The sequence below is a fragment of the Paraliobacillus salinarum genome (genome assembly GCF_014083865.1).
Taxonomy (GTDB): Bacteria; Bacillota; Bacilli; order Bacillales; family Amphibacillaceae; genus Paraliobacillus; species Paraliobacillus salinarum.
In genome coordinates, this window is record NZ_JACEFA010000010.1 from 24,045 (window position 1) to 45,729 (window position 21,685).

At 34.5% G+C, this 21,685-nt stretch carries 22 protein-coding genes; 4 read left to right on the forward strand and 18 right to left on the reverse strand.

What is annotated here, in order from left to right; genetic code table 11:
- Positions 1-201 precede the first annotated feature (201 nt).
- The 4 genes from accA to dnaE form a co-directional block, all read right to left on the reverse strand.
- Entirely contained in the window at positions 202-1,152 is a 951-nt protein-coding gene (gene accA, locus HP569_RS10180) for an acetyl-CoA carboxylase carboxyl transferase subunit alpha (RefSeq protein ID WP_182201070.1), read from the reverse strand.
- A complete protein-coding gene (gene accD / locus HP569_RS10185; RefSeq protein WP_182201071.1) occupies positions 1,149-2,012 on the reverse strand; it encodes an acetyl-CoA carboxylase, carboxyltransferase subunit beta in 864 nt (287 codons plus the stop codon). The genes accA and accD overlap by 4 nt, the downstream gene beginning before the upstream one ends.
- 70 nt (positions 2,013-2,082) lie before the next feature.
- Positions 2,083-3,261 (reverse strand): NAD(P)-dependent malic enzyme, encoded by a 1,179-nt coding sequence (locus HP569_RS10190; RefSeq protein WP_182201072.1) that lies wholly within the window; start codon positions 3,259-3,261, stop codon positions 2,083-2,085.
- Positions 3,262-3,410: 149 nt separating this feature from the next.
- Positions 3,411-6,743, reverse strand: coding sequence for a DNA polymerase III subunit alpha (gene dnaE, locus HP569_RS10195; RefSeq protein ID WP_182201073.1), 3,333 nt, complete (start codon positions 6,741-6,743; stop codon positions 3,411-3,413).
- 185 nt (positions 6,744-6,928) lie between these two features.
- Here dnaE and ytrH point away from each other — a divergent pair, with 185 nt between their 5' ends.
- Together ytrH and ytrI are read left to right on the forward strand one after the other, a co-directional pair.
- Positions 6,929-7,261: a sporulation membrane protein YtrH gene (gene ytrH / locus HP569_RS10200; protein WP_182201074.1), complete on the forward strand. Its 333-nt coding sequence runs from the start codon at positions 6,929-6,931 to the stop codon at positions 7,259-7,261.
- Entirely contained in the window at positions 7,261-7,764 is a 504-nt protein-coding gene (gene ytrI, locus HP569_RS10205; protein ID WP_182201075.1) for a sporulation membrane protein YtrI, read from the forward strand. Before ytrH ends, ytrI begins: the two co-directional genes overlap by 1 nt.
- A 65-nt stretch (positions 7,765-7,829) precedes the next feature.
- Here ytrI and HP569_RS10210 read toward each other — a convergent pair whose 3' ends face one another.
- The 8 genes from HP569_RS10210 to HP569_RS10245 form a co-directional block, all read right to left on the reverse strand.
- Positions 7,830-8,774: a DHH family phosphoesterase gene (locus tag HP569_RS10210; RefSeq protein WP_182201076.1), complete on the reverse strand. Its 945-nt coding sequence runs from the start codon at positions 8,772-8,774 to the stop codon at positions 7,830-7,832.
- 17 nt (positions 8,775-8,791) lie between these two features.
- Complete coding sequence (locus HP569_RS10215; protein WP_182201077.1) at positions 8,792-10,108, reverse strand: DRTGG domain-containing protein; 1,317 nt, start codon at positions 10,106-10,108, stop codon at positions 8,792-8,794.
- 75 nt (positions 10,109-10,183) lie between these two features.
- Positions 10,184-10,420, reverse strand: a complete 237-nt coding sequence (locus HP569_RS10220) for a hypothetical protein (protein ID WP_246367102.1) — start codon at positions 10,418-10,420, stop codon at positions 10,184-10,186.
- Between the two features lie 163 nt (positions 10,421-10,583).
- Complete coding sequence (locus HP569_RS10225; RefSeq protein ID WP_182201136.1) at positions 10,584-12,134, reverse strand: polyamine aminopropyltransferase; 1,551 nt, start codon at positions 12,132-12,134, stop codon at positions 10,584-10,586.
- 78 nt (positions 12,135-12,212) lie between these two features.
- A complete protein-coding gene (locus HP569_RS10230) occupies positions 12,213-12,608 on the reverse strand; it encodes a DUF350 domain-containing protein (RefSeq protein ID WP_182201078.1) in 396 nt (131 codons plus the stop codon).
- Positions 12,609-12,628: 20 nt separating this feature from the next.
- Positions 12,629-13,270 (reverse strand): DUF4247 domain-containing protein, encoded by a 642-nt coding sequence (locus tag HP569_RS10235; protein ID WP_182201079.1) that lies wholly within the window; start codon positions 13,268-13,270, stop codon positions 12,629-12,631.
- A gap of 379 nt (positions 13,271-13,649) precedes the next feature.
- A complete protein-coding gene (locus HP569_RS10240) occupies positions 13,650-14,318 on the reverse strand; it encodes a PspA/IM30 family protein (RefSeq protein WP_182201080.1) in 669 nt (222 codons plus the stop codon).
- Positions 14,319-14,339: 21 nt separating this feature from the next.
- On the reverse strand, positions 14,340-14,846 hold the full coding sequence (locus HP569_RS10245; protein ID WP_182201081.1) for a DUF4178 domain-containing protein: 507 nt from the start codon (positions 14,844-14,846) through the stop codon (positions 14,340-14,342).
- A gap of 212 nt (positions 14,847-15,058) precedes the next feature.
- Here HP569_RS10245 and HP569_RS10250 point away from each other — a divergent pair, with 212 nt between their 5' ends.
- On the forward strand, positions 15,059-15,517 hold the full coding sequence (locus tag HP569_RS10250; protein WP_182201082.1) for a universal stress protein: 459 nt from the start codon (positions 15,059-15,061) through the stop codon (positions 15,515-15,517).
- 210 nt (positions 15,518-15,727) lie between these two features.
- Here HP569_RS10250 and HP569_RS10255 read toward each other — a convergent pair whose 3' ends face one another.
- The 4 genes from HP569_RS10255 to HP569_RS10270 form a co-directional block, all read right to left on the reverse strand.
- Positions 15,728-16,915 (reverse strand): acetate kinase, encoded by a 1,188-nt coding sequence (locus HP569_RS10255; protein WP_182201083.1) that lies wholly within the window; start codon positions 16,913-16,915, stop codon positions 15,728-15,730.
- Between the two features lie 130 nt (positions 16,916-17,045).
- Positions 17,046-18,029 (reverse strand): class I SAM-dependent methyltransferase, encoded by a 984-nt coding sequence (locus HP569_RS10260; RefSeq protein ID WP_182201084.1) that lies wholly within the window; start codon positions 18,027-18,029, stop codon positions 17,046-17,048.
- Between the two features lie 118 nt (positions 18,030-18,147).
- On the reverse strand, positions 18,148-18,567 hold the full coding sequence (ytfJ, locus tag HP569_RS10265) for a GerW family sporulation protein (RefSeq protein ID WP_182201085.1): 420 nt from the start codon (positions 18,565-18,567) through the stop codon (positions 18,148-18,150).
- A 22-nt stretch (positions 18,568-18,589) separates the two neighbouring features.
- Positions 18,590-19,165 (reverse strand): DUF2953 domain-containing protein, encoded by a 576-nt coding sequence (locus tag HP569_RS10270; RefSeq protein WP_182201086.1) that lies wholly within the window; start codon positions 19,163-19,165, stop codon positions 18,590-18,592.
- A gap of 131 nt (positions 19,166-19,296) precedes the next feature.
- Between HP569_RS10270 and HP569_RS10275 the strand changes: the two genes are divergently transcribed.
- Positions 19,297-20,091 carry an NAD kinase gene (locus tag HP569_RS10275; RefSeq protein WP_182201087.1) on the forward strand — a complete coding sequence of 265 codons (795 nt, stop codon included), beginning with the start codon at positions 19,297-19,299 and terminating at the stop codon, positions 20,089-20,091.
- A gap of 65 nt (positions 20,092-20,156) precedes the next feature.
- Here HP569_RS10275 and HP569_RS10280 read toward each other — a convergent pair whose 3' ends face one another.
- Both HP569_RS10280 and thiI read right to left on the reverse strand, forming a co-directional pair.
- A complete protein-coding gene (locus tag HP569_RS10280) occupies positions 20,157-20,357 on the reverse strand; it encodes an alpha/beta-type small acid-soluble spore protein (RefSeq protein ID WP_182201088.1) in 201 nt (66 codons plus the stop codon).
- Positions 20,358-20,485: 128 nt separating this feature from the next.
- On the reverse strand, positions 20,486-21,685 hold the full coding sequence (gene thiI / locus HP569_RS10285; protein WP_182201089.1) for a tRNA uracil 4-sulfurtransferase ThiI: 1,200 nt from the start codon (positions 21,683-21,685) through the stop codon (positions 20,486-20,488).

Consider the following 21,685-nt stretch of genomic DNA (forward strand, 5'->3'; position numbering starts at 1 on the left):
AAGAATACTTAAACAAATGTTAATTTACAAAATAAAAAAAGGATTGATTTCATCTATGATTATACATGAAAGAGACAATAATCTCACCCTTAAATACGACAAATTGTTGCTTTTTCTATAACATTTTCATCAATTATTCAAAAACTATTTAAAAATAATCCCAGTATGTTATTAAAGTACAACAATCATATTAATAAGGAGTTATTCATAAAACCCAATTTTTTTGTATTTTTCCCATCTTTGTTCAATTAATTCATCTCGATTTATTTCTTTAAGTTCCATTAATGTATCTTTAATATACTGTGCAATTTGCTCTGCTTGATATTGTATATCTTTATGTGCTCCACCTTTAGGTTCAGGTATTATTTGATCAATAATGCCTAGTTCCTTTAAATCGGATGCAGTAATCTTTAGTGATTCAGCTGCTTTTGATGCAAATTTTGAATCCTTCCAAAGTATACTTGCCGCTCCCTCAGGGGAAATAACAGAATACGTAGCGTTTTCTAACATGTGAAGTTTATCTGCTACACCAATTGCTAACGCGCCACCACTACCACCTTCTCCAATGACAACAGAAATGATCGGTACTTGTAAAGAACCCATTTCCATTAAATTCCTGGCAATTGCTTCACTTTGTCCTCTTTCTTCTGCAGCTTTGCCTGGATGTGCTCCTTTTGTATCAATAAAAGTAATAATTGGACGGTTAAATTTAGCTGCTAACTTCATCTGTCTTAATGCCTTTCGATAGCCTTCTGGATGAGGACTACCAAAATTTCGATAAATATTATCTTTCGTATTTTTTCCTCTTTGATGCCCAATGATCGTTACAGGTATATTACAGAACTTAGCTATACCAGTCACAATTGATGGATCATCACCATATAGACGATCACCATGTAATTCAACAAAGTCAGTAAAAATCATCTCTATATACTCTAATGTTGTTGGTCTATCTGCATGTCGTGCAATTTGCACTTTCTCCCATGGACTTAAATTACTGTATATACCAAACTCTAACTTTTCTAATCTTTTTTCTAATGTTTTTATTTCATCAGAAAGATCCATTTCGCTGTCTTTTGTTAGATTTTTTAATTCATTTATTTTTTCTCTTAGTTCTACAATCGGTTTTTCAAACTCTAATACTTGCTTCAAGCTTGACCCCCTCCAACCTGATGAAGATTTAACACTACAGATAAACTCTGTTTCAATTCGCTCCTAGGTATTACTTTATCAATCTGACCATGTTCAAGCTGAAATTCAGCGGTTTGAAAATCTTTTGGAAGCTTTTCTCTTATTGTTTGTTCAATAATTCTTCTTCCTGCGAAACCTATCAATGCGCCAGGCTCAGCGAAATGATAATCACCAATAGATGCAAAACTAGCAGAAACCCCGCCTGTTGTTGGATTGGTCATCACTACAATCATGCATCCGCCTGATCGATTAAAACGTTCAACAGCAATTGAAGTTTTCGCCATTTGCATTAAGCTAAGCATTCCTTCCTGCATTCTCGCCCCACCTGATGCAGTAAAAATAATAATTGGAATTTGCAACTCTCTTGCTCGTTCAATTGCTTTTGCTATTTTATCACCTACTACAGACCCCATACTACCCATACGGAATTGAGCATCCATTACAGCAATCGCTGTTTCGTTACCATTGATTTTACCTTTCCCGGTAACAACCGCTTCTGCCAGTTCCGTTTTTTCTTTATCCTTAAGAAGTTTTTCTTCATAATTAGGGAAGTTCAATGGATTTTTTGAAGTCATATGCTGATCCCATTCTTCAAATGTTCCCTCGTCCATTAAACTATCAATACGATCGTGAGCAGGTAATTTATGATGATAACCACATTCCGGGCAAACATTTAAATGCTTCGACCATTCTCTTATATAAAATATTTTCTGACAACCCTCACATTTTAGCATTAACCCCTGTGGAATTTCTTGTTTTGCCTTTTCACTTGGAATGGAGGCATATTTTTTCTTTTTCGTAAAAAAGTTTTTTATTAGCAAGGATAATTCCTCCCATCTATACAAGTTAAACTATTACTTTTTAGTTTATATTTACAAACGATGTGTAGCGTTATTTTTTTGCTACACCAGATTGAATTGCTGCTTCAGCAACAGCTTGAGCAACTCTAGAAGAAACTCGCTCATCGAACGGATTCGGGATCACATACTCAGGTGTTAAATCTGCCTCCGTAATTAAGGTAGCTATAGCTTTGACTGCTGCCACTTTCATTTCTTCATTAATATCTGATGCTTGAACATCAAGTGCACCTCTAAATATTCCTGGAAATGCCAAGACATTATTCACTTGGTTCGGATAATCTGAGCGTCCAGTCCCTACAATATAAGCACCTGCTTCGATAGCATCTTCTGGTTTGATCTCTGGATCTGGATTTGCCATTGCAAACACGATTGGTTTCTCATTCATCGAATGGACCATTTCTTTAGAAACGAGGTTTGCGAGTGACACACCAATAAACACATCTGCATCTTTCATCGCTTCTGTTAGATCACCTTTTATATTGGATGAATTTGTGTAGGATGCAATTTCTTCTTTTATTGCATTCATTCCTTCTGCTCTTCCTTTATAAATGGCACCTTTTGAGTCACACAGAATCATATCCTTCACCCCAAAATGACTTAGCAACCTCACAATAGCAACACCTGCGGCTCCAGCTCCATTTACTACTACTCTAATGCTCTCGAAGTCCTTATTGACCAAACGAAGCGCATTATACAAACCAGCAACTGTTACAATTGCTGTACCATGTTGATCATCATGAAAAACAGGAATATCTAATTGCTTTTTTAAAGACGCTTCTATGTGAAAGCAATTAGGTGCAGCAATATCTTCTAGATTGATTCCGCCAAAAGTTGGAGCAATTAGTTTTACAGCCTGTATCACTTCATCTACGTTTTGTGTATCAAGACATATAGGAAAAGCATCAACATTTCCAAAATCCTTAAACAAAATTGCTTTACCTTCCATTACAGGCAATGCGGCTTGAGGGCCAATATTCCCAAGACCTAGCACCGCTGATCCGTCTGTAACGACACCAACCATATTTGATTTCATGGTGTACGTATAAGCTAACTGCTTATTTGCAGCAATTTCTTTACATGGCTCTGCTACCCCTGGAGAATATGCCAGACTTAAATCTTCTTGATTTTTGACACTAACCTTTGATTGAACAGATAATTTCCCTTTTGAATTCTGATGCATTGCCAAAGCTTGATTTTTTAACGTAGACATACTTGTGCTCTCCTTTTATATTTGTTATAAAGCACTACTTATACTTTTCTGATTATTACTTCCCAATGCTTATTCATCTTCATACAAATAACTATTCCATTATAGCAGATCGAAAAAGCGTGTAAAGCTATAGTAAAATACACTTTTTTTCATTCTTTTACTACTACATTTTCTCGACCAAATGTACTATATAATGACAGTATACAACTTTTTTCTATAGATAAATCGTATGAAGCTGCTAATTGATATGTTCTCTCTTTCGGAGCATGGTAGATCATTACTTCAGAATTACCCGGATATTTTTTAGCCATTTCTGCTAAAAGTTTTAATGCTTCAGTTTCTTCCTCAGTATCTACCTTTATATAAATTCTAGTGTTACCAGTCTCTTTCTTTTCAGTGAAATCAAAAGGTTCCAGCTGAGAGATTAAAACCTGTTCTTTATTATTACGCCACTCCATTTTTCCTAATAATTCAATATACATTTCTTCTTTTAGCCATTGCCTTACTTGTCGATATTGTTCAGGAAAAAGAACTGCGTCTAATTCATAAGTCTCATCTGAAATAGTCAAAAAAGCCATTTGTTCTCCTTTTTTTGTTCGGATAATTTTAACAGCTTGTACGATACCTACCATTTTTATATTTCTTTTACCTACATAATCTTTTGCATGACTTAAAATTAAATAGTTTTCTCTATCTAATTGCTTTCGTTGCATGGAAAGTGGATGATTCGAAACATACACACCAAGTAATTCTTTCTCAGCATTTAATTGCTGTATCATTGTAAAAGGCTCTACTTTCACATAGTCATCATCTAACTCTAACTCATTTTCAAAAAAAGAAGATTGATCCGCAAATTCATTAAACAGTTCAGCTTGCTCGAGCGCTTGATCGATTGTAGCTAATAATGAAGCTCGATTATCTAATAATTCATCAAAAGCTCCTACCAAGATAAGAGATTCTAGGACAGCCCGATTCACTACTTTTAAAGAAACACGCATACAAAAATCAAATAAACTAGTAAATGGTCGTTTTTTACGAACCTGAACAATCTCTTTAACAACCTGATAACCTACCCCTTTTACTGCTGCCAGTCCAAAACGAATTCCTTGTTTATCCACACTGAATTTCCCAAAGCTTTTGTTAATCGATGGGGGTAATACACTAATATGAAGATTCTTAGCTTCATATAAATACAATCTTATTTTTTCTTGATGTCCTGTTACACTGCTTAGAGCTTCTGCGAGAAAATAGTTTGGATAATGTGCTTTTAAATATGCTAATTGATAGGAAATTTTACTGTATGCTACTGCATGACTTCGGTTAAATCCATAATTAGAAAAGCGAACGATCCAATCAAATAAACTACGTGCTACGTCATCACTATACCCTTTATTTCTACATCCTTTTACAAAATCTTGCTCCAAATGCTGCATTTCCTCTTTGTTCTTTTTACTTACAGCTCGACGAAGAAGGTCTGCTTGTCCAAGAGACAATCCTGCAATTTGATTTGCGATTTGCATAATTTGTTCTTGGTATACTAGTACACCATAAGTTTGTTGTAGAATCGGTTCTAAATCTGGATGTAGATAGTCTATTTTCTCTTTACCATGCTTCCGATCAATGTACGTAGCAATAAACTCTTTCGGTCCAGGCCTATACAAGGCATTGACAGCAACAATATCTTCAAATGATTCTGGTTTCAGCTTTCGAAGTACGTCTTGCATTCCTGAAGATTCTAATTGAAACACACCGTTTGTAAATGCTTGTTGTAATAATGTGAATGTTTTCTCGTCATTAAATGGTATGTCTTTTAATTGCATTTGTTTATTTTCAAACATTTGGATCGAGCGAACAATCCGCTCCATCAAAGAAAGGTTTCTAAGGCCCAAGAAATCAATTTTTAATAGACCTAGAGACTCTACATCATACATAGAAAACTGTGTTAGTTGTATTTCATTCTGTCCTTTTGTTAATGCTACTCGATCCACGAGCGGTTCTTCACTAATAATTAATCCAGCGGCATGAGTAGATAAGTGCCGTGGCAAACCTTCTAATGTTCTTGCAATCTTGAACAGCTGTTGTAATTTAGGGGACTCCCTAATATAATTCATTAAGTTATTTGAAGACTTAACACTTTTGACGATTGACTGTGCATCTTGTTTCGGAATTTCATTTAAAATAAATGCGACGTCTTCAGCAGATATGTCCATTACTTTCGCTAATTCTCTTATAATTGATCGGGTAGCAAATGTTCCAAATGTACCAATTTGCGCGACATGGTCTTGACCATATTTATCTTTTACATAAGTAATGACTTCATCTCTTCGGTGATCGGAAAAATCAATATCAATATCCGGCATGGTTACACGCTCAGGATTTAAAAATCGTTCAAAAAGTAGATCATATTTGATTGGATCTACTTCAGTTATATTTAATAAATATGCAACAATTGAACCTGCAGCAGACCCACGACCTGGTCCAACCATAATGCCATTATTTTTTGCGTAGCCTACGAAATCAGAAACAATTAAAAAATAGTCACTAAAATTCATCTGCTCGATTAACGTTAATTCATGCTGGATTCGTTTCTGAACAGTTTCGGTTTGTTTAGGATACTTTTCTAATGATGCTTGTTCACACAATTCCTTTAACTGATCCGCAGCCGATCTGTTTTCTTTAATAGGAAACTTCGGCAGCACAGGGTCGTTTAATCTTATTGTCACATTACAGTTATCAACTATATTTTCTGTTTCTTCAACAAGCTCCAACCAATCTGAAAAATCTCTTTTTATTTCATCTTCCTGACAAAAAAATTGTCTATTCCCAGTATTCGATTGGTTCTCGGACCATTTTGACCCGTTATCGATTGCTCGTAAACAGGTATATGCTTTATAATCCGTTTCATCTAAATAACATACATCATGAATAGCGACTGCTCGATTTGGCAATGCCTGCATCAGTTCCTTTAAAAAGGAGAATTGTTTTCGTTCACCTTTTTGAATACCTATATGTACATTGATTCCTAATGTATTGTTCCAGTGATTAATATATAATGTCGATGCATGATAATCTTCTGTTTCTAACGATTCAGCTAGTCTTGAATGACTTACAGGTAAAATAACGTAATTATCGCTTACATATGGTTGAAGTTCGTCTAATGTGATGGATTGTTTTTCTTCTAACTGAATCCACGAACTAAGCTGAAGCAGATTTTTATAGCCGTTACTATTTTGTGCTAGTACAATACAAGAATAGATCTGCCCATCTTCTTCCTTGACGTGTATAACCATACCTATAATAGGCTTAATTCCAACCTGCTTTGCAAGTTGATAAAACTTAATCGCTCCATACATCACCATTTCATCTGTTAATGCAACAGCCTGCATATCATATTGTTTTGCTTTATTTATTAGCTCCGGTATTTTCACCGTACTTTTCATAAAAGTATAACCGCTTCTTACAAACAAATGAGAAAATGCCAATGTATTCCCTTCTTTCTATTGCGAACTCTTCTATCTATTATAGCTGATTTACCTTTTACTTAAAATCAATAACATATGAGATATGCTTGTTTCATATATTGTATCAAACAATGTTTATTTAAAATGAATATTGCTATTAGTTTATACTCGACATATTATTTTATCAAATAAAGGAGTAAGTAATAATGGAAGAACGCTTTCTAGCATCCATGATTCAATGTTACTTCATTGCTCTAGGTGTTATCATTGGTGGGGCATTTATTGGAAGTATTGGGGCATTCGCAACCGGAGAACCTCCCCTTACACTAATGGGGAGAATAGCTAAAAGCTTGCGTATTTGGGCAATTGTAGCAGCAATTGGAGGAACATTTGACGCAATCTCTAATTTTGAAAGAGGAATTTTTGAAGGATCTACGATTGATATGTTAAAACAAATTATCATTATCATTACTGCCATGGGGGGCGTACAAACTGCATTACTTGTTATTGAATGGTTTATTCAAGAGGAAATAGAATAATGCATATTCCACCGTATTATAAACGTGAGAGCTGGCAACGTTTCTTAGCTGGAACTTTTGTTGGAGCAATGATTGCTTTTTTTATTTTTGTTTATATGTATGGTCAGCTTTATGAAGGTTGGATCGAAGAAAACTTAGAGCTTCGAGCACAATTGCAAGAAATAAAATCAAATTATCAAGCTTTAGAAGAAAATAACAAACAATTAGATCAGCGTTATCAAAAAAGATCAACTGTATCTTCCATTGAAATAAAGATAACCAATCAGAATCAGCTGGATTTGGATAATTTAATTATAAGAGAGTTTGAAGAAACGATTAAACAAGAAATAAATGAGGCAATTGGAAAAGAAGTAGATGATTTGTCTAAAAATTTTTCTTTTTTAATTCGAACGCTTGAAAACAAAGTTTATAGCATACACAATTTTTCCTACCAAGCTGATGTACAGCATCTATTTATTAAAGAAACGTTAGAAGTACACATTAAATTACACCCGGCAAATTAATATAATAAGCCTATATCATATTGTTCTAACAAATGAACTGATATGATATAGGCTGTTTCATACAATCAATTATTTTTACAAGCTTCTTCTAATGCTGTAACTACTTTGTCACTTTCTTTCCAGTCGTAAATGGTTGCACCAGCTGCTAACGGATGTCCTCCACCGTTAAAACGAGCAGCGATGTCATTAATTGCAGGGCCTTTCGAGCGTAATCGTACGCGAATTAAATCATCTTCTTCCACAAAAATGACCCACGTTTTAATTCCCTCTATATCACCTAATACTCCTACAAGACTACTCGTTTGTTTACTTGTAAGATTATATTCTTTTAGTACTTCTTTTGTAAGCTTAATTGCACTTACTCCTTGGTCACTCATTGTAAAATGCTGCAAAATATAGCCTTTTAGACGTGCGATATTTAAAGAAGTCTTGTATAACTCATTATATAATTGGTTGCGATCAAAATCATAACTAACTAATTCTGATGCATAACGAAATGTTTTTTCTGTTGTACTTGGAAACAAGAATCTACCTGTATCCCCAATTATACCGCTATATAACAATCTAGCAGCTTCGGGCGGCATAACTAACTCTTCATTAGACGACGTTTTAAATAATTCAACAATCATTTCACTGGTTGAACTTGCGTTTGTATCAACCCATGAAACATCACCATACACATCCACTTCTGGATGGTGGTCAATTTTAATTATCTCCTTGGCATGACGATAGCGGTCATCAGCAATTCGAGCTGTATTCGCAGTATCACAGATTATCGCAACTGCATCCTTAAATAAATCGTCTGACACATTATCCATCGTAGCCAGAAAGGAAAGACCAGGATCATCATCACCGACGACATATACTTCTTTTCCTGGGAAGCTAGACTGAATAATCTTAGCTAATCCAACTTGAGAACCATACGCATCTGGATCGGGACGAACATGCCTATGAATGATTACACGATCATAGTCTTTAATCTTTTGTATAATGGTTTCTTTTTTATTCATCGTTTCACCTCTTTTTACTAGTAACGATCAATTAATTGCGCAATTAGAATAGCTTTACTTACAATATCTTTTTCGTTGTAAACTTCAATATCAATTTTAGCAGATTTTCGACCAATTTCTAGTAAGCGAGGACGAATTTCTAATGTACTATCAAGCTGTACAGGTTTAATAAAATACACAGAAATATTTTCAACGACTAAATCGCCTTTTCTTAAGTGTCTAATTAACCTACTACCTGCTTCAGTAACAAATGATACAAGGACTCCATAAGATAGTGTCCCTAATGCATTTGTCATTTGTGGAGTTACATCTGAACGAAAAATCACATCATTTGCGTCATTTGAAACGGACGTTAATCTATTTGTTACAATGTCATCAATGGTTTCACCGATCTGTGGTTGTCTTTGAACATGCTGTAGTGCCTTCAAAACATCTTGTCTCGATATAAGACCAAGTAATTTATTATGATTGTCTACTACGGGCATAATTTCGATGCCTTCCCAAACCATCATGTGTGCGGCATAAGCTAAGGAGGTTTCTTTTAAGACAGTCATTGGATTCTTCGTCATCACCTTATCAATCAACAAATGATGTTGTTTACCGATAATATCTTTTGAAGTGACAATACCAATTACTCGATTCTGATCATCTGTAACCGGGTATCTACTATGTGTTGTCTGTTCATTTAATTCATACCACTTCTGCAACGTATCCTTCCCAGCTAAGTAATGTGTATCATCAAAGGAAGTATAAATATCACCAACTAAAACAATCTCTTTCTTGATTAATTGATCATAGATGGCCCGGTTAATCATTGTTGCTACTGTAAAGGTATCATAACTTGTTGATATAATAGGGAGCTTTTTTTCGTCTGCTAAACGTTTGACATGATCATCTGTATCAAAGCCACCAGTAATTAATACAGCCGCTCCTTCATTAATTGCTAATTCATGTGCTTCTACACGATTACCTACAATTAATAAAGAATCCTTTTCCGTATAACGCATCATTGCATCTAATTTCATTGCGCCAATAACAAACTTATGTAGTGTTTTGTATAACCCTTCTCTTCCACCTAATACTTGTCCATCAACAATACCAACGATTTCTGCAAACGTAAGATGTTCGAAGTTTTCTTTTTTCTTCTGTTCAATTCGAATGGTGCCCACACGTTCTATCGTGCTTACTAGGCCTTGATTTTCTGCTTGCTTAATTGCTCGATAAGCAGTACCTTCACTAACATTCAATTCTTTAGCGATTTGTCTTACTGATATTTTATTTCCTACCTTGAGTGATTCTATGAATAATAGAATCTGTTCATGTTTTGTAGCCAAGGTTGTCACCATTCTTTCTATCTGTACTAATAATATTATTTCTTAGTGTTATTATACAGATAAGTGGTGTTCGTATCAATTTTTCATTTTCACTGGTTGATTAATTTCTGTTGTGTATTGTGGTGCATGGTGATTTATTCTTAAAACAACCGCTAAATTAGCTCCTATTACTAATAATAAAAATCCTAACCAACTAAACCAAAATAAATGAGCTGTACTAGTCGCTTGCGCTTCGATTGAAGGATAAGCCATATAGATTAAGAATCCCGCCAACAAAAGGCGGAGCAGCGCATACTGTTTCATTTGTTTCATTTAAATCACTCCTCATGCTTGTTTTATGATTATTTTATGCATTGGTTAGTTGAAACATGTTTGACGCTATAATCTTAAATAAAAATAAAAACATCACCGTATTTTGGTGATGAAATTAAATGCGCATTTTTTTGAGGTGGAACAGTAAATAATACAACTAACTTTAATAATACTCCCAAGATCGCTCATAGATTTGGATCAACCTAGGGTCAATCAACGTGTTCGGTTCAATAACAACCTTTTCCCCATTCCGGATAATTTTTTTATCAATATCTTTTCCAAACTTATTGAGAGATGAAAGAATATCAGTAGTCAAATAATCGGTATCTACATTTATCGTCATCTGGTCTAAATCTATTGGTTGTCTACTTGCTAAAACAAATCCCCAATTCCCAAAGCTAGGTACATCTACATGAAGGTTTTCTACGTTCAAATCATTGGATTCTATCGTCTTTGAAATAGTCCAATATGCTTCTGGAGCAAAGTATGGACTTGTGGCTTGAATCATCATAGAACCATGTAATGACATGTGATTTCGAGCTAATGCATAAAACTCCTTCGTATAAAGTTTATTTAAGCTTTCATCATTGGGATCAGGCAAGTCAATGATTATCACATCAAATATTCTATCTGTCTCTTCCAAGAAATTATAACCATCTTGATGAACAACCGTCACCTTTTCGTTGTCTAGTGCATGTTCGTTTAATTTTAGTAGCTTTTCGTTGGTTTTTGCTAATTCTACAACTGCAGGGTCTAAATCTACTAAAGTAATGGACTCCACTTCCTTATATTTCAATACTTCTTTTGCTGCAACTCCATCACCACCACCTAGAATTAGTACATCATCAATAGGATTTGCTTGTTCCATGGTTGGGTGGACTAACGTCTCGTGGTAACGGTGTTCATCAATAGAACTTAGTTGAAGTGCCCCATTTAAATATAACCTTACATCATCTTGATTTTGTGTCATGATTACTTTTTGATATTGCGTTTCTTCCATATGAATAATAGGGTCTTTGTACAATTTTTGTTCAAAAGTGAAGGCCATTTCTTCACCAAATAGTAAACCAAGTATTAATAAGATTCCAATGAATATTCCAACAAATAAATGAACTACAAAACGTTTCATCTCTTTTCGAAAAAGAAATAATACAGTCATCGCTACCGCTAAATTAATACATCCTACTAAAAATGCTGTCTTAACCATACCTAACTGTGGTCTTAAAAAGAAGGCAAATAAAAGTCCCCCTACAAGTCCTCCAGCATAATCAGAGAATAGCACTCTAGCTGTACTACGATTTAGTGATACACCTATTTCATTTGCCTTTCTTATTAAAATAGGTAATTCCACACCAGTGAGTGCACCAACAGATAATGTGATCAAATATAAAAATAGCGCATCTGTACCAGCTGGTGAGAAAGCAGTAATTCCAAACATCGCAAAACTTGAAAAACCACCAATTAAAGCTACTAAAAATTCAATATATACAAAAGCAACAATTAAATTTTTCATTACCCTTTCACTTACACTAGCTCCAATTCCCATTCCGGTAAGAAAAAGTGAGATAGTCAGTGTATATTGTTTTACCCCATCACCAAGTATGTAAGAACCTAAAGCACCGAATAACACCTCAAAGATAATTCCACAGATGGAAACAATTCCAGATGCCCAATAAATAAAGTGACTTTGTCGAACTGCTAATTGATTCAAAATATCTCACTCCATTGCATTTTTTCAAAAAAGAAGACCTGACTGTTTAGCCAGACCTTCCATAACCATTCAGCTTTTTATTTATGTAATAGAAGCGCCAATAACAAAAGCTAAGCCTAGTGATACCGCAAAAGAAATAATCCCTACTGCAATATTATTTTGCTTAATTTTGTCTTGAACAGAAAATTTACGCGTAAAGAGTTCAAATAGAAGATAAGCAATCATTTGTAAAACGACACCATATCCGCCCCATACAATCGTTTCCCAAACGGTAACACTATGATAAATCGCAAAAGATAAAATAATACAAATACCTATGATTTTACCTGCGATAGATAAGGCTACAGCATGATTCCCATTTGATACCTCATCCCAATCTTTATATTTAGTCGTTATCCATTCAAAAATGACTAAACCTACTAATACAACAACAATCGCCAATACAAAATATATAAATGTTGCTAGAAATGCATTCATTTTATTTTTCCTCCTTTATATTATTTTCCAGCACTTGGTCCTCCACCTCGAGTGGAAAACATGCCTCGATTCGTTCGATTCGTTACGACATCTCCACCAAATGTTTTCGTTCCAGTTGAGTATCCTCCATAACAACTGCCAGTTGCACAAGTATTACGACGACTTTCAGCCCAATTATTCGCAGACAACATTCGATTTAACATAGCAAAAGCAAAGAAATTATTTAAGTAGTTAGGAGAATAATTATTTCGAACAAAAGTGTCTGGTGCAACTTCTATAAGGATCACTTGATTGTCTTCTTCACTTTGTTTAAACGTAACAAAATGGTTTGGATAGATTAACATTTGCTGGTTATCGTATTTTTCACTTGTTTCTGTCGGTGGAATAGCGCTAGCGACTTCATCAACTAATTCATCTAGTGTGAATTGTCTCGTTGCATAGATGTTTGCTTCAGCCGAATCACTTACTACAGTATCTAATTTATAAAAAACATTGGCTAAAACATTTTCAATATCGTTAGAAAACTGGTTATTGAGACTGTTAGATAATTCCGCTTTCGATGGTTCATCTGGAATTTCGGCAACAGAAGCAGGTTCAGTTTCTCCACAAGCAGTAAGTAAAGTAAGGAGTATAAGAATAAGTAATAAAAGCCATTTTTTCATTATAATCATTTTCCTCCTTTCTATTATGAAGTGAGTAGCGGTTTACTACAAAATATGAATCAAAAAAATAGCCAAGACCATAATTAAATATCATGAAATAGGAAACGTTTTATAAGTTTAACAAAATCGGTTATAGTTTATTTCTTAATTTGTGCAAGTAAATTAGCTGTGGAAATATACAATACTCCTGCAGGAACAGCGCGAGCTGAAGATCCACTCATTAAAGCGTTTTTGGCTTTAATGAGTTAGCTGAAGCCGTGCCTGCGGAAAGAGAGTATATTTCCACAGCGGTGTTTGTTCTTCTACATTAAAATAGATGTTTGTATTTTCTTTTAAGAAATATTGTTTTGACTTAAATTATTTCTCTTTTATAAATGTATTATTCTTTACCCATTTTCTTTTTTAAAGCCGCTAATTCATCATCAACTTGATTCGTTTCAAGTGAATCAAACTCATCATCTAATGAACGACTTGCCGCTGACATATCATCACTTGTATCAGCTTCTGCTTCATATTGTAATACTTTCTCTTCCATTCTAGAGAACCCTTGTTTAGATTCATCATTACCAATAGAAGACATGGTACGATTGATTTTCGTTCTTGTTTTAGCTGATTCCGCACGTGCTTTTAATGAATCTTTCTTCAATTTCATTTCTTGATACTCTTTTTTCATTTCGTCTAATTTAGTACGCAACTGGTCCGCATCTTGTTTTGCGCGATCCCAAGATTCTTTTAATGATTCTGCCTGTTGTGTGTGCTCTTGTTTATCCTCTAATGCACGACGAGCAAGATCTTCATTACCAGCTTCGATTGCTTTTTCCGCCTGTGATTGACGCTTCTCAACCATTGCTTGAGCATCATCATATTTACGCTTCAACATTTTTTCATTAGCAATTTGTTTTGCGACTGCACTCTCAGCATCACGTATATCTGTTTCCATATCTCTCATAAACTGATCAAGCATCTTCACCGGATCTTCAGCTTTATCCAACATAGAATTCAATTCTGAACTTACTACTGTTTTAACACGATTAAAAAATTTAAACATTACTTATTTCCTCCTTTAAAATTATGAACCTGCAATTATTTTTATTTCATATTCCTCTATCTCAGATCCAATACTAGCCTCTAACTCACTGCCCCAATCCTCTATGCTGATAAATGACTCTTCTGCTTCATCATAATATTCTGCATAGCTAATCATTCTACCATTGACATTACGACTTCTACCCTCTCCTACAACACGAGCTTGGCCCTGCTCATCTAAATAATAGGCACGCCCCTCATACTCCAATTGTTGAGGGTAAGGTTTTTGGACAGATAATGGAATGTTTTTATAAATCCCTAATTCCAATTCATCATCCATTTCAGCTGATAGCCAGATTGTATTTCTTCCTTCTAGCAACTGATAACTAATCCATTCGTAAGCATCTTGTCTGTAAGTGATTTTTCCTACCACTTCGTAATCAACTAAATCATATACAACAATATCTCCTACTTCAATCGATAACGGATCCCTTTCTTTCACTACTTCTTTATTCTCTTTTTTCTGAAAAAGCTTAGAGAATATTCCCATTGATGCACCTCTCTCTAATCTTTATATTATTATGTACGGCTTATATACAAAAATAGTTTCAAAATTTATTTGTTTTTTTTATTTTAACACAAACACCTGCTCATACCATACTAATTACTTAGGATTATCACTGTTTATTATTATTCATTTATGCCAGAAAATAACTAAATATGATACAATGAAAGTAACTTAAGAGTAAGGGAGTGTTTTCTATGACAACCAATTATAAGCACATTGTAGTCGCAGTAGATGGTTCACAAGCTTCCGAAAAAGCATTTAAACAAGCAATTGCTATTGCTAAACGTAATGAAGCACAATTAATTATTGCTCATGTTGTTGATACAAAAACAATTTCAACTGCTGAAACTTATGATCAATCACTAATTAATCGTTCTGAAATGTACGCTAAACAATTACTCGAGGGGTATAAACAACAAGCCACAGCTGAAGGGGTTTCCTATGTGGAGGCACATATTGATTATGGTTCTCCGAAAATTAGAATTCCGAAACATGTAGCGAAAAAATTCAATGCTGACTTAATCATTTGTGGTGCAACTGGATTAAATGCTGTAGAGCGGTTTTTAATTGGGAGTGTATCAGAAAATATTACGAGATACGCTTCATGTGATGTCCTAGTCGTACGCTCGGAACACGAAGAAGAGGAAGAATAAGTTATAATAACTAATTACATTAATATAAGGAAATGCGAGTTCTTCTCGCATTTCCTTTTTTCATTCTAGTTATATTTAAGAAATTAAAAGCCAACTTCCTTCTATATAATTGAAATAGAAAAAAGTCGGCTAATATTTAGTGTTGATCCATACGTCACAAATGTATGATTGTGTGTACCATGGAAAAACCATTAGTTATTATTACATTGCTTACCATGCTAAACGCTGTACATCGCGAGCAATCATAACTTCTTCATTCGTTGGGATAACAATTACTTTAACTGGTGAATGAGGATAGTTAACAAATGCTTCTTTTCCTCGAACATCATTTAGAGCGCGATCCCAATATACACCCATAAATTCTAGTCCTTCTAATACACGTTCTCTTACTTCTTTACTGTTCTCACCAACTCCAGCTGTAAAAATGATTGCATCTACTCCATGCATTTTAGCAGCATAAGATCCAATATATTGGTGAATACGTTCAGCGAATATTTTTAGAGACAATTCTGCACGGTTATCTCCATTTTCCGCTTTTTCTTGAATATCTCTTAAATCACTAGAGAATCCAGATAATGCAAGCATACCGCTCTCTTTATTTAATACATGCAATACTTCTGCTACAGTTTTTCCTGTCTTCTCCATAATATATGGAATTAGAGCAGGATCAATGTTACCAGAACGCGTACCCATTGTTACACCTGCAAGTGGAGTGAATCCCATAGATGTATCAATTGATTCACCATTTTCTACAGCAGCAATACTCGCACCATTACCTAAGTGACACGTAATCAAGCGTAACTTATCTAAAGGTACACTCATTAAATCTGCTGCACGCTCAGATACATATTTGTGTGATGTACCATGAAAGCCGTACTTACGAATACCATATTTTTCGTAATATTCGTATGGCAAGCTGTATAAATAAGATTGTTCCGGCATTGTTTGGTGAAATGCTGTATCAAAAACAGCGACTGATGGTACATTAGGAAGAATCTCTTTAAACGCACGAATTCCAGTTAAGTTTGCTGGATTGTGCAACGGCGCTAATTCAGATACTTCTTCAATCTCTTGAATAACTTCATCTGTTGCTAAAACAGAATCACTAAACTTCTCTCCACCATGTACGACACGATGACCGATACCATCAATTTCTTCTAGTGAGTTGATTACTCCAGAAGCCTTTAGTTTTTCTAATAATAATTTAACAGCGACTTCATGATCAGGTATATCTGTTGTGATTGAATCTTTATTCTCATCGTACTCTAGCGTAAAAACAGAATCTTTAATACCAATACGCTCTACTAAACCTTTTGCTAAAACAGTTTCATTTGGCATTTCGAATAATTGAAATTTTAATGACGAACTACCGGCATTTATTGCTAACACGTTACTCAACATTATTCAATCCTTTCAATTCGGGTCCAATTTAGTATATCCAATACTATTCTAACCAAGTATGTCGACAGATTGCAACATAAAGCTTTAATGTTAACGTTTTCCTACAAAATTTCTTATTTTCTAATAATTAAAATCCTTCTTCTTTAAACCAATGATTTATCTTTTCAATCATTTGTAGCGTCGCATTCGGATTTTTAAAAGAAGGTAATTGCGCAATTAAAGCCTGTTTCGGCGGTTTTGTATTTTCTCCCTTTTTTTGCAAAACTAAAATACTTTTTGCCTGTTGCTCCGATGTGAAAATACTATTTGGCAATTGTAATAAAGCTACAATATGTGCATGCTTTTGTAAAAACAAATGCAACTTATCTGACTGATCACTATTAAACAAGAAATTTGGAACAACAAACATCAAGAAACCTGCTTCTTTTGTATAATGTAAACTTTGCTCAATAAATAGGTGGTGTGCGTATGAATGTCCTTCATCAGATCTTAAATCGAATGACTTTGCTCTAAAATCATCTGGATAATAACCAACAGGCAGATCCGACACAACTACGTCAACTGGTTCTAATAAAAATGGTTGTAGACTATCTTGATGGAATAAGTCGATATCTATTTCTTGAAGGTTCGCACTCATTGACGCTAATTGAATTAACGTCGTATCAACATCGCTCCCATAAGCAATATATTCAGTCCCTAATTGATTAACAATAGATGAGATCAAATTTCCAGAACCTATTGCAGGATCAAAAATGCTGAGTTTTTCTTCGCTACCAGCAAATTTATTAACAATGTACCCCATAAACATTGCAACTGTATCAGGTGTGATAAGATGCTGTTGTTGTGTTGCTCCTCGCATCCCTTTTAAAGTTGCTAATTGAATGATTTTTCGAATCTCTTCCTTTTCCAGTTTGTCTAAAGTAATCTCTTTTGCATTTTCATTAAGGTAATGAACAGTATCTTGCATTAATTCACTACTTGATACTTGTGAAAAAATATATTCTAAAGCAATAACCAGGCTTTCCAAATAAGTAATATTTTCTTTTGTTTCAATGTTTTCTACTATGTTATTTAACTTCTCAAAATTTTGTTCTACATTTTCTTGTTTCACTTAACTCCCTGCCTTTCAAAATAACCTAGTTCGTTATTTAATTCCTCACTATGTATCTTAACATGAAAAAGAATGCCATCCATATTATGAAGGCATTCCTTATAGTTGTCTAGCATTTTTAGTTACTTGACTCACTGTCTCCTTGGTTTTTAGACAAAATCTCTTTAATTTTATCAAGGGCTTGAGGTGCAACTTCAACCATCTTCTCATACAAATTAGCATGTTGATCTAAATGAACCATTTGTACACCTTGTTTGTTTATAATTAAAAATCCTACTGGCGTAATCGTAACTCCTCCACCACTTCCGCCTCCAAAAGGGTACGTCGCTTCCGATGAATCACTGTCATCTGACTGATTTGCTTGACCAAATTCACTACCGCCTGCCGCAAAACCAAACCCTACTTTTGAAACGGTAATAATTGTACTCCCATCTGGCGATTGTATGGGATCACCTATAATTGTATTCACATCAACAATTTGTTTTAAATTTTCCATTGCCGTAGTCATAAGACCTTCAATAGGATGATTATTGTTCATATTACATAGCTCCTTTTTGTAGTTATACATTTCTTGCTTTTATTGACTTATTTACCTGTCTATATGTATAAATAGCTTGTCCTAAACGTAGAGAAAAGATACACGTACACATTGATTTTAAAATAGGCTTCTCAAAATCGGCGTGAATCTGCATAGAGGGTTGATCTGTTATGTGAAACAACTGCTCTAACATTGCCAGTACAGAGCCTTTAATCGCCCAACATGCACCAGTAAGCATACCTGTTGCTGCTGCATTTTTTGTTCCGATCGTTGTTTCCCAAGATTCAATTTCTAGCGATACTTTTTTTAAATACTTGCTTATTTTGGTCTTACGATTTTTTAAATTTGTTTTTTCTTTTATTTTTAACAGCTGCTCGTTCGATTGATGGATCAACTGGTCTGTTTCGTCTAGATCATCTTCGGTAGGTACATCCCACGTTCTATCAAATGTAGTTAAGGGAATCTGTGCAATTGTTACTTGAATCAACACTCGAACACCTTGATCATAAATTAGTTCACATCTAAGTTTCACTCGTAATAGCATGGCAAGACTAAGTACAATTAAGATCAATAAAATGATGACAATTATGATTAACATAAAGTTTCACCCCTTTTACATTAGTATGGTGTGAATATATCGCTCATAAACCTTACTTTTCGAATTTATGTTTAGAAGCCTTGTTTTTTGGATATATGTTAATATTAAAGATTAATAAAGGAGGAATAATAATGGCATCATCTATTTATTTTTATTACACTAAAGAAAGCGTTAACAGCGAAGAGGTCGATTCATTAGCAGCACTAGCACATACATATGGGTTTGAAGTAAGCAAAGATCGGAAAACGGCAGATATTATCATTTGCTTAGGTGATGACGGTGTGTATTTACAAGGAGTTCGTAATACTGGATTTAGAAATGATTGTCTTTATGTAGGTATGACAAAGGATAATCAAGCGGGGTTATATAGTGATTTTTCTTTCGATTCCCCTAAAAAAATGTTCGAGGCTCTTTCATCTGACAATCTACAGGCTGAGAAATTTCCTATTATCGATGTTTCTATAAATGGAGAAACGCCTTTCTATTGTTTGAATGAAGCAAGTTTACGTTCTTCCATTATAAAAACAATCGCGATCGATGTATACATCAATGATACTTACTTAGAAAGATTTCGAGGAGACGGTTTAATTGTTGCAACTCCAACAGGAAGTACAGGGTATAACAAGTCTACACAAGGGGCGATTTTAGACCCGACTATTCCGTGTTTTCAAATGACCGAGATTGCATCACTTAACAATAATTATTATCGTACGCTTGGAACATCTTTAGTTTTATCAAAAGATAAAAAATTACGTTTAGAGATTATTCAAGATGGTAACGACTATCCAATCATCGGATTAGATAATGAAGCTTATTCTATTCGAAATATAAAAGATATAACTGTAGGAATGTCTGGTCGTTATATTCAAATGATTAAACTACCTAACAACAATTATTGGGAAAGAATCAAACGTACCTTCCTCTAATATAATCGAGTATTTTAAAAATAAAGAGTAGTGCTTATATAAGCACTACTCTAAGCCATTATATATTATTTTGGTTGTCCACCTAGTTGTTGTTCAGCCATTTGAACTAGACGTTTTGTAATCTCACCACCAACAGATCCGTTAGCGCGAGCAGTTGTATCAGGACCAAGATTTACACCAAATTCTTGAGCAATCTCATACTTCATTTGATCCAATGCTTGACTTACACCAGGAACTACTAAGTTGTTTGAAGAATTGTTAGCCATGTTTTTTCACCTCCTCTGTGGTACATTACTAGAATGTGCAGGAAGAGGAGATGTCATACGGAAAAAAAACTGGTAGTTGTTTCAATAATAACCTATATTTCTTAATGTACATGAACAAGCTTCATATGCTAAAATAGCGCCTCAAAATCGTTCGCTTCAGAATCCTCTGTTAACATTATTGTTTCAATGTTATTCATCATATTCTGTATATCATCTTCCATGTTGATTAAGCTTTCAAAATATTTAACTTTATCAAGTTTAGGTTTTGTTTTTGGAGCTTTTGGCACAAATACAGTACAGCAATCTTCATGTGGTCTGATTGATATGTCATACGTCTTAATTTCTTTTGCAATACGAATAATCTCTTCCTTATCCATTGAAACTAAAGGGCGTAAAACAGGATAGTTTGTCACATCATTAATGGCATGCATACTCTGCATGGTTTGACTAGCTACTTGACCAAGACTTTCGCCGGTTGTTATCGATAAGATGTTTTCTCGTTCCGCAATTTTTTCACTTATTTTCAGCATCATCCGACGCATCACAGTCATCGAATAACCATGCGGTATATTTTTATGAATCTTCTGCTGTAGTGTAGCAAAAGGTACAACATGCACTTTAATTTGATTCCCGTAATAAGTTAATTGTTTTGCAAGATCGATTACTTTCTGTTTCGCTGCTTCACTTGTAAAAGGAGGAGAATGAAAATGTATCACTTCCAGCCTTACACCTCTTCGCATCATCAAATAACCTGCCACAGGACTATCAATTCCGCCAGATAGTAATAATGCTGTTTTCCCAGCTGAACCAACAGGAAGACCAGCTGCTCCTTTTATTCTTTTAGACGTGATATAGGTAGCTTGAGTTCGTATATCAATATGAATTTCCACGTCTGGATGATGTACATCAACTGTATATTCTTCTGTATTTCTTAATAAATGTGATCCTACTACATGATTAAATTCTTGGGATCCGATTGGAAAACTTTTATCTGCTCTTCGCGTTGTAATTTTAAATGTTGTACCGGCTTTATGATCCGTTAAGGCTGCTAATGCTGCTTCCTTAATTTTATTTTCATCATTTTCAACTTTTATTGCTAAGCTAAGACTTTGAATTCCAAAGATGGATTGACAAGCATCAAGAATTGGATCAGGCGCTTGTCCGTTTAACATGATAGTCATTCGATCTCTTGCATTATGAATCTTAACTGCTGGATATTGCTTTAACTTTGTTCGAACATTTTCATGTAATTGAAATATAAATTTTTTTCGGTTTTTACCTTTTAATGAAAGTTCTCCATAACGTATTAAAATATGATCATATAACAT

Excerpts from the sequence above, each read along its gene's own strand:
- HP569_RS10190 (WP_182201072.1), bottom strand. The coding sequence starts at position 3,261 with ATGTCTACGTTAAAAAATCAAGCTTTGGCAATGCATCAGAATTCAAAA.
- HP569_RS10275 (WP_182201087.1), top strand. The coding sequence starts at position 19,297 with ATGGCATCATCTATTTATTTTTATTACACTAAAGAAAGCGTTAACAGC.
- HP569_RS10240 (WP_182201080.1), bottom strand. The coding sequence starts at position 14,318 with ATGTTTAAATTTTTTAATCGTGTTAAAACAGTAGTAAGTTCAGAATTG.
- HP569_RS10280 (WP_182201088.1), bottom strand. The coding sequence starts at position 20,357 with ATGGCTAACAATTCTTCAAACAACTTAGTAGTTCCTGGTGTAAGTCAA.
- HP569_RS10230 (WP_182201078.1), bottom strand. The coding sequence starts at position 12,608 with ATGAATGCATTTCTAGCAACATTTATATATTTTGTATTGGCGATTGTT.
- ytrH (WP_182201074.1), top strand. The coding sequence starts at position 6,929 with ATGGAAGAACGCTTTCTAGCATCCATGATTCAATGTTACTTCATTGCT.
- thiI (WP_182201089.1), bottom strand. The coding sequence starts at position 21,685 with ATGTTATATGATCATATTTTAATACGTTATGGAGAACTTTCATTAAAA.
- HP569_RS10250 (WP_182201082.1), top strand. The coding sequence starts at position 15,059 with ATGACAACCAATTATAAGCACATTGTAGTCGCAGTAGATGGTTCACAA.
- HP569_RS10210 (WP_182201076.1), bottom strand. The coding sequence starts at position 8,774 with ATGAATAAAAAAGAAACCATTATACAAAAGATTAAAGACTATGATCGT.
- HP569_RS10220 (WP_246367102.1), bottom strand. The coding sequence starts at position 10,420 with ATGAAACAAATGAAACAGTATGCGCTGCTCCGCCTTTTGTTGGCGGGA.
- HP569_RS10245 (WP_182201081.1), bottom strand. The coding sequence starts at position 14,846 with ATGGGAATATTCTCTAAGCTTTTTCAGAAAAAAGAGAATAAAGAAGTA.
- ytrI (WP_182201075.1), top strand. The coding sequence starts at position 7,261 with ATGCATATTCCACCGTATTATAAACGTGAGAGCTGGCAACGTTTCTTA.
- HP569_RS10235 (WP_182201079.1), bottom strand. The coding sequence starts at position 13,270 with ATGAAAAAATGGCTTTTATTACTTATTCTTATACTCCTTACTTTACTT.
- HP569_RS10270 (WP_182201086.1), bottom strand. The coding sequence starts at position 19,165 with ATGTTAATCATAATTGTCATCATTTTATTGATCTTAATTGTACTTAGT.
- ytfJ (WP_182201085.1), bottom strand. The coding sequence starts at position 18,567 with ATGAACAATAATCATCCTATTGAAGGTCTTATGACTACGGCAATGGAA.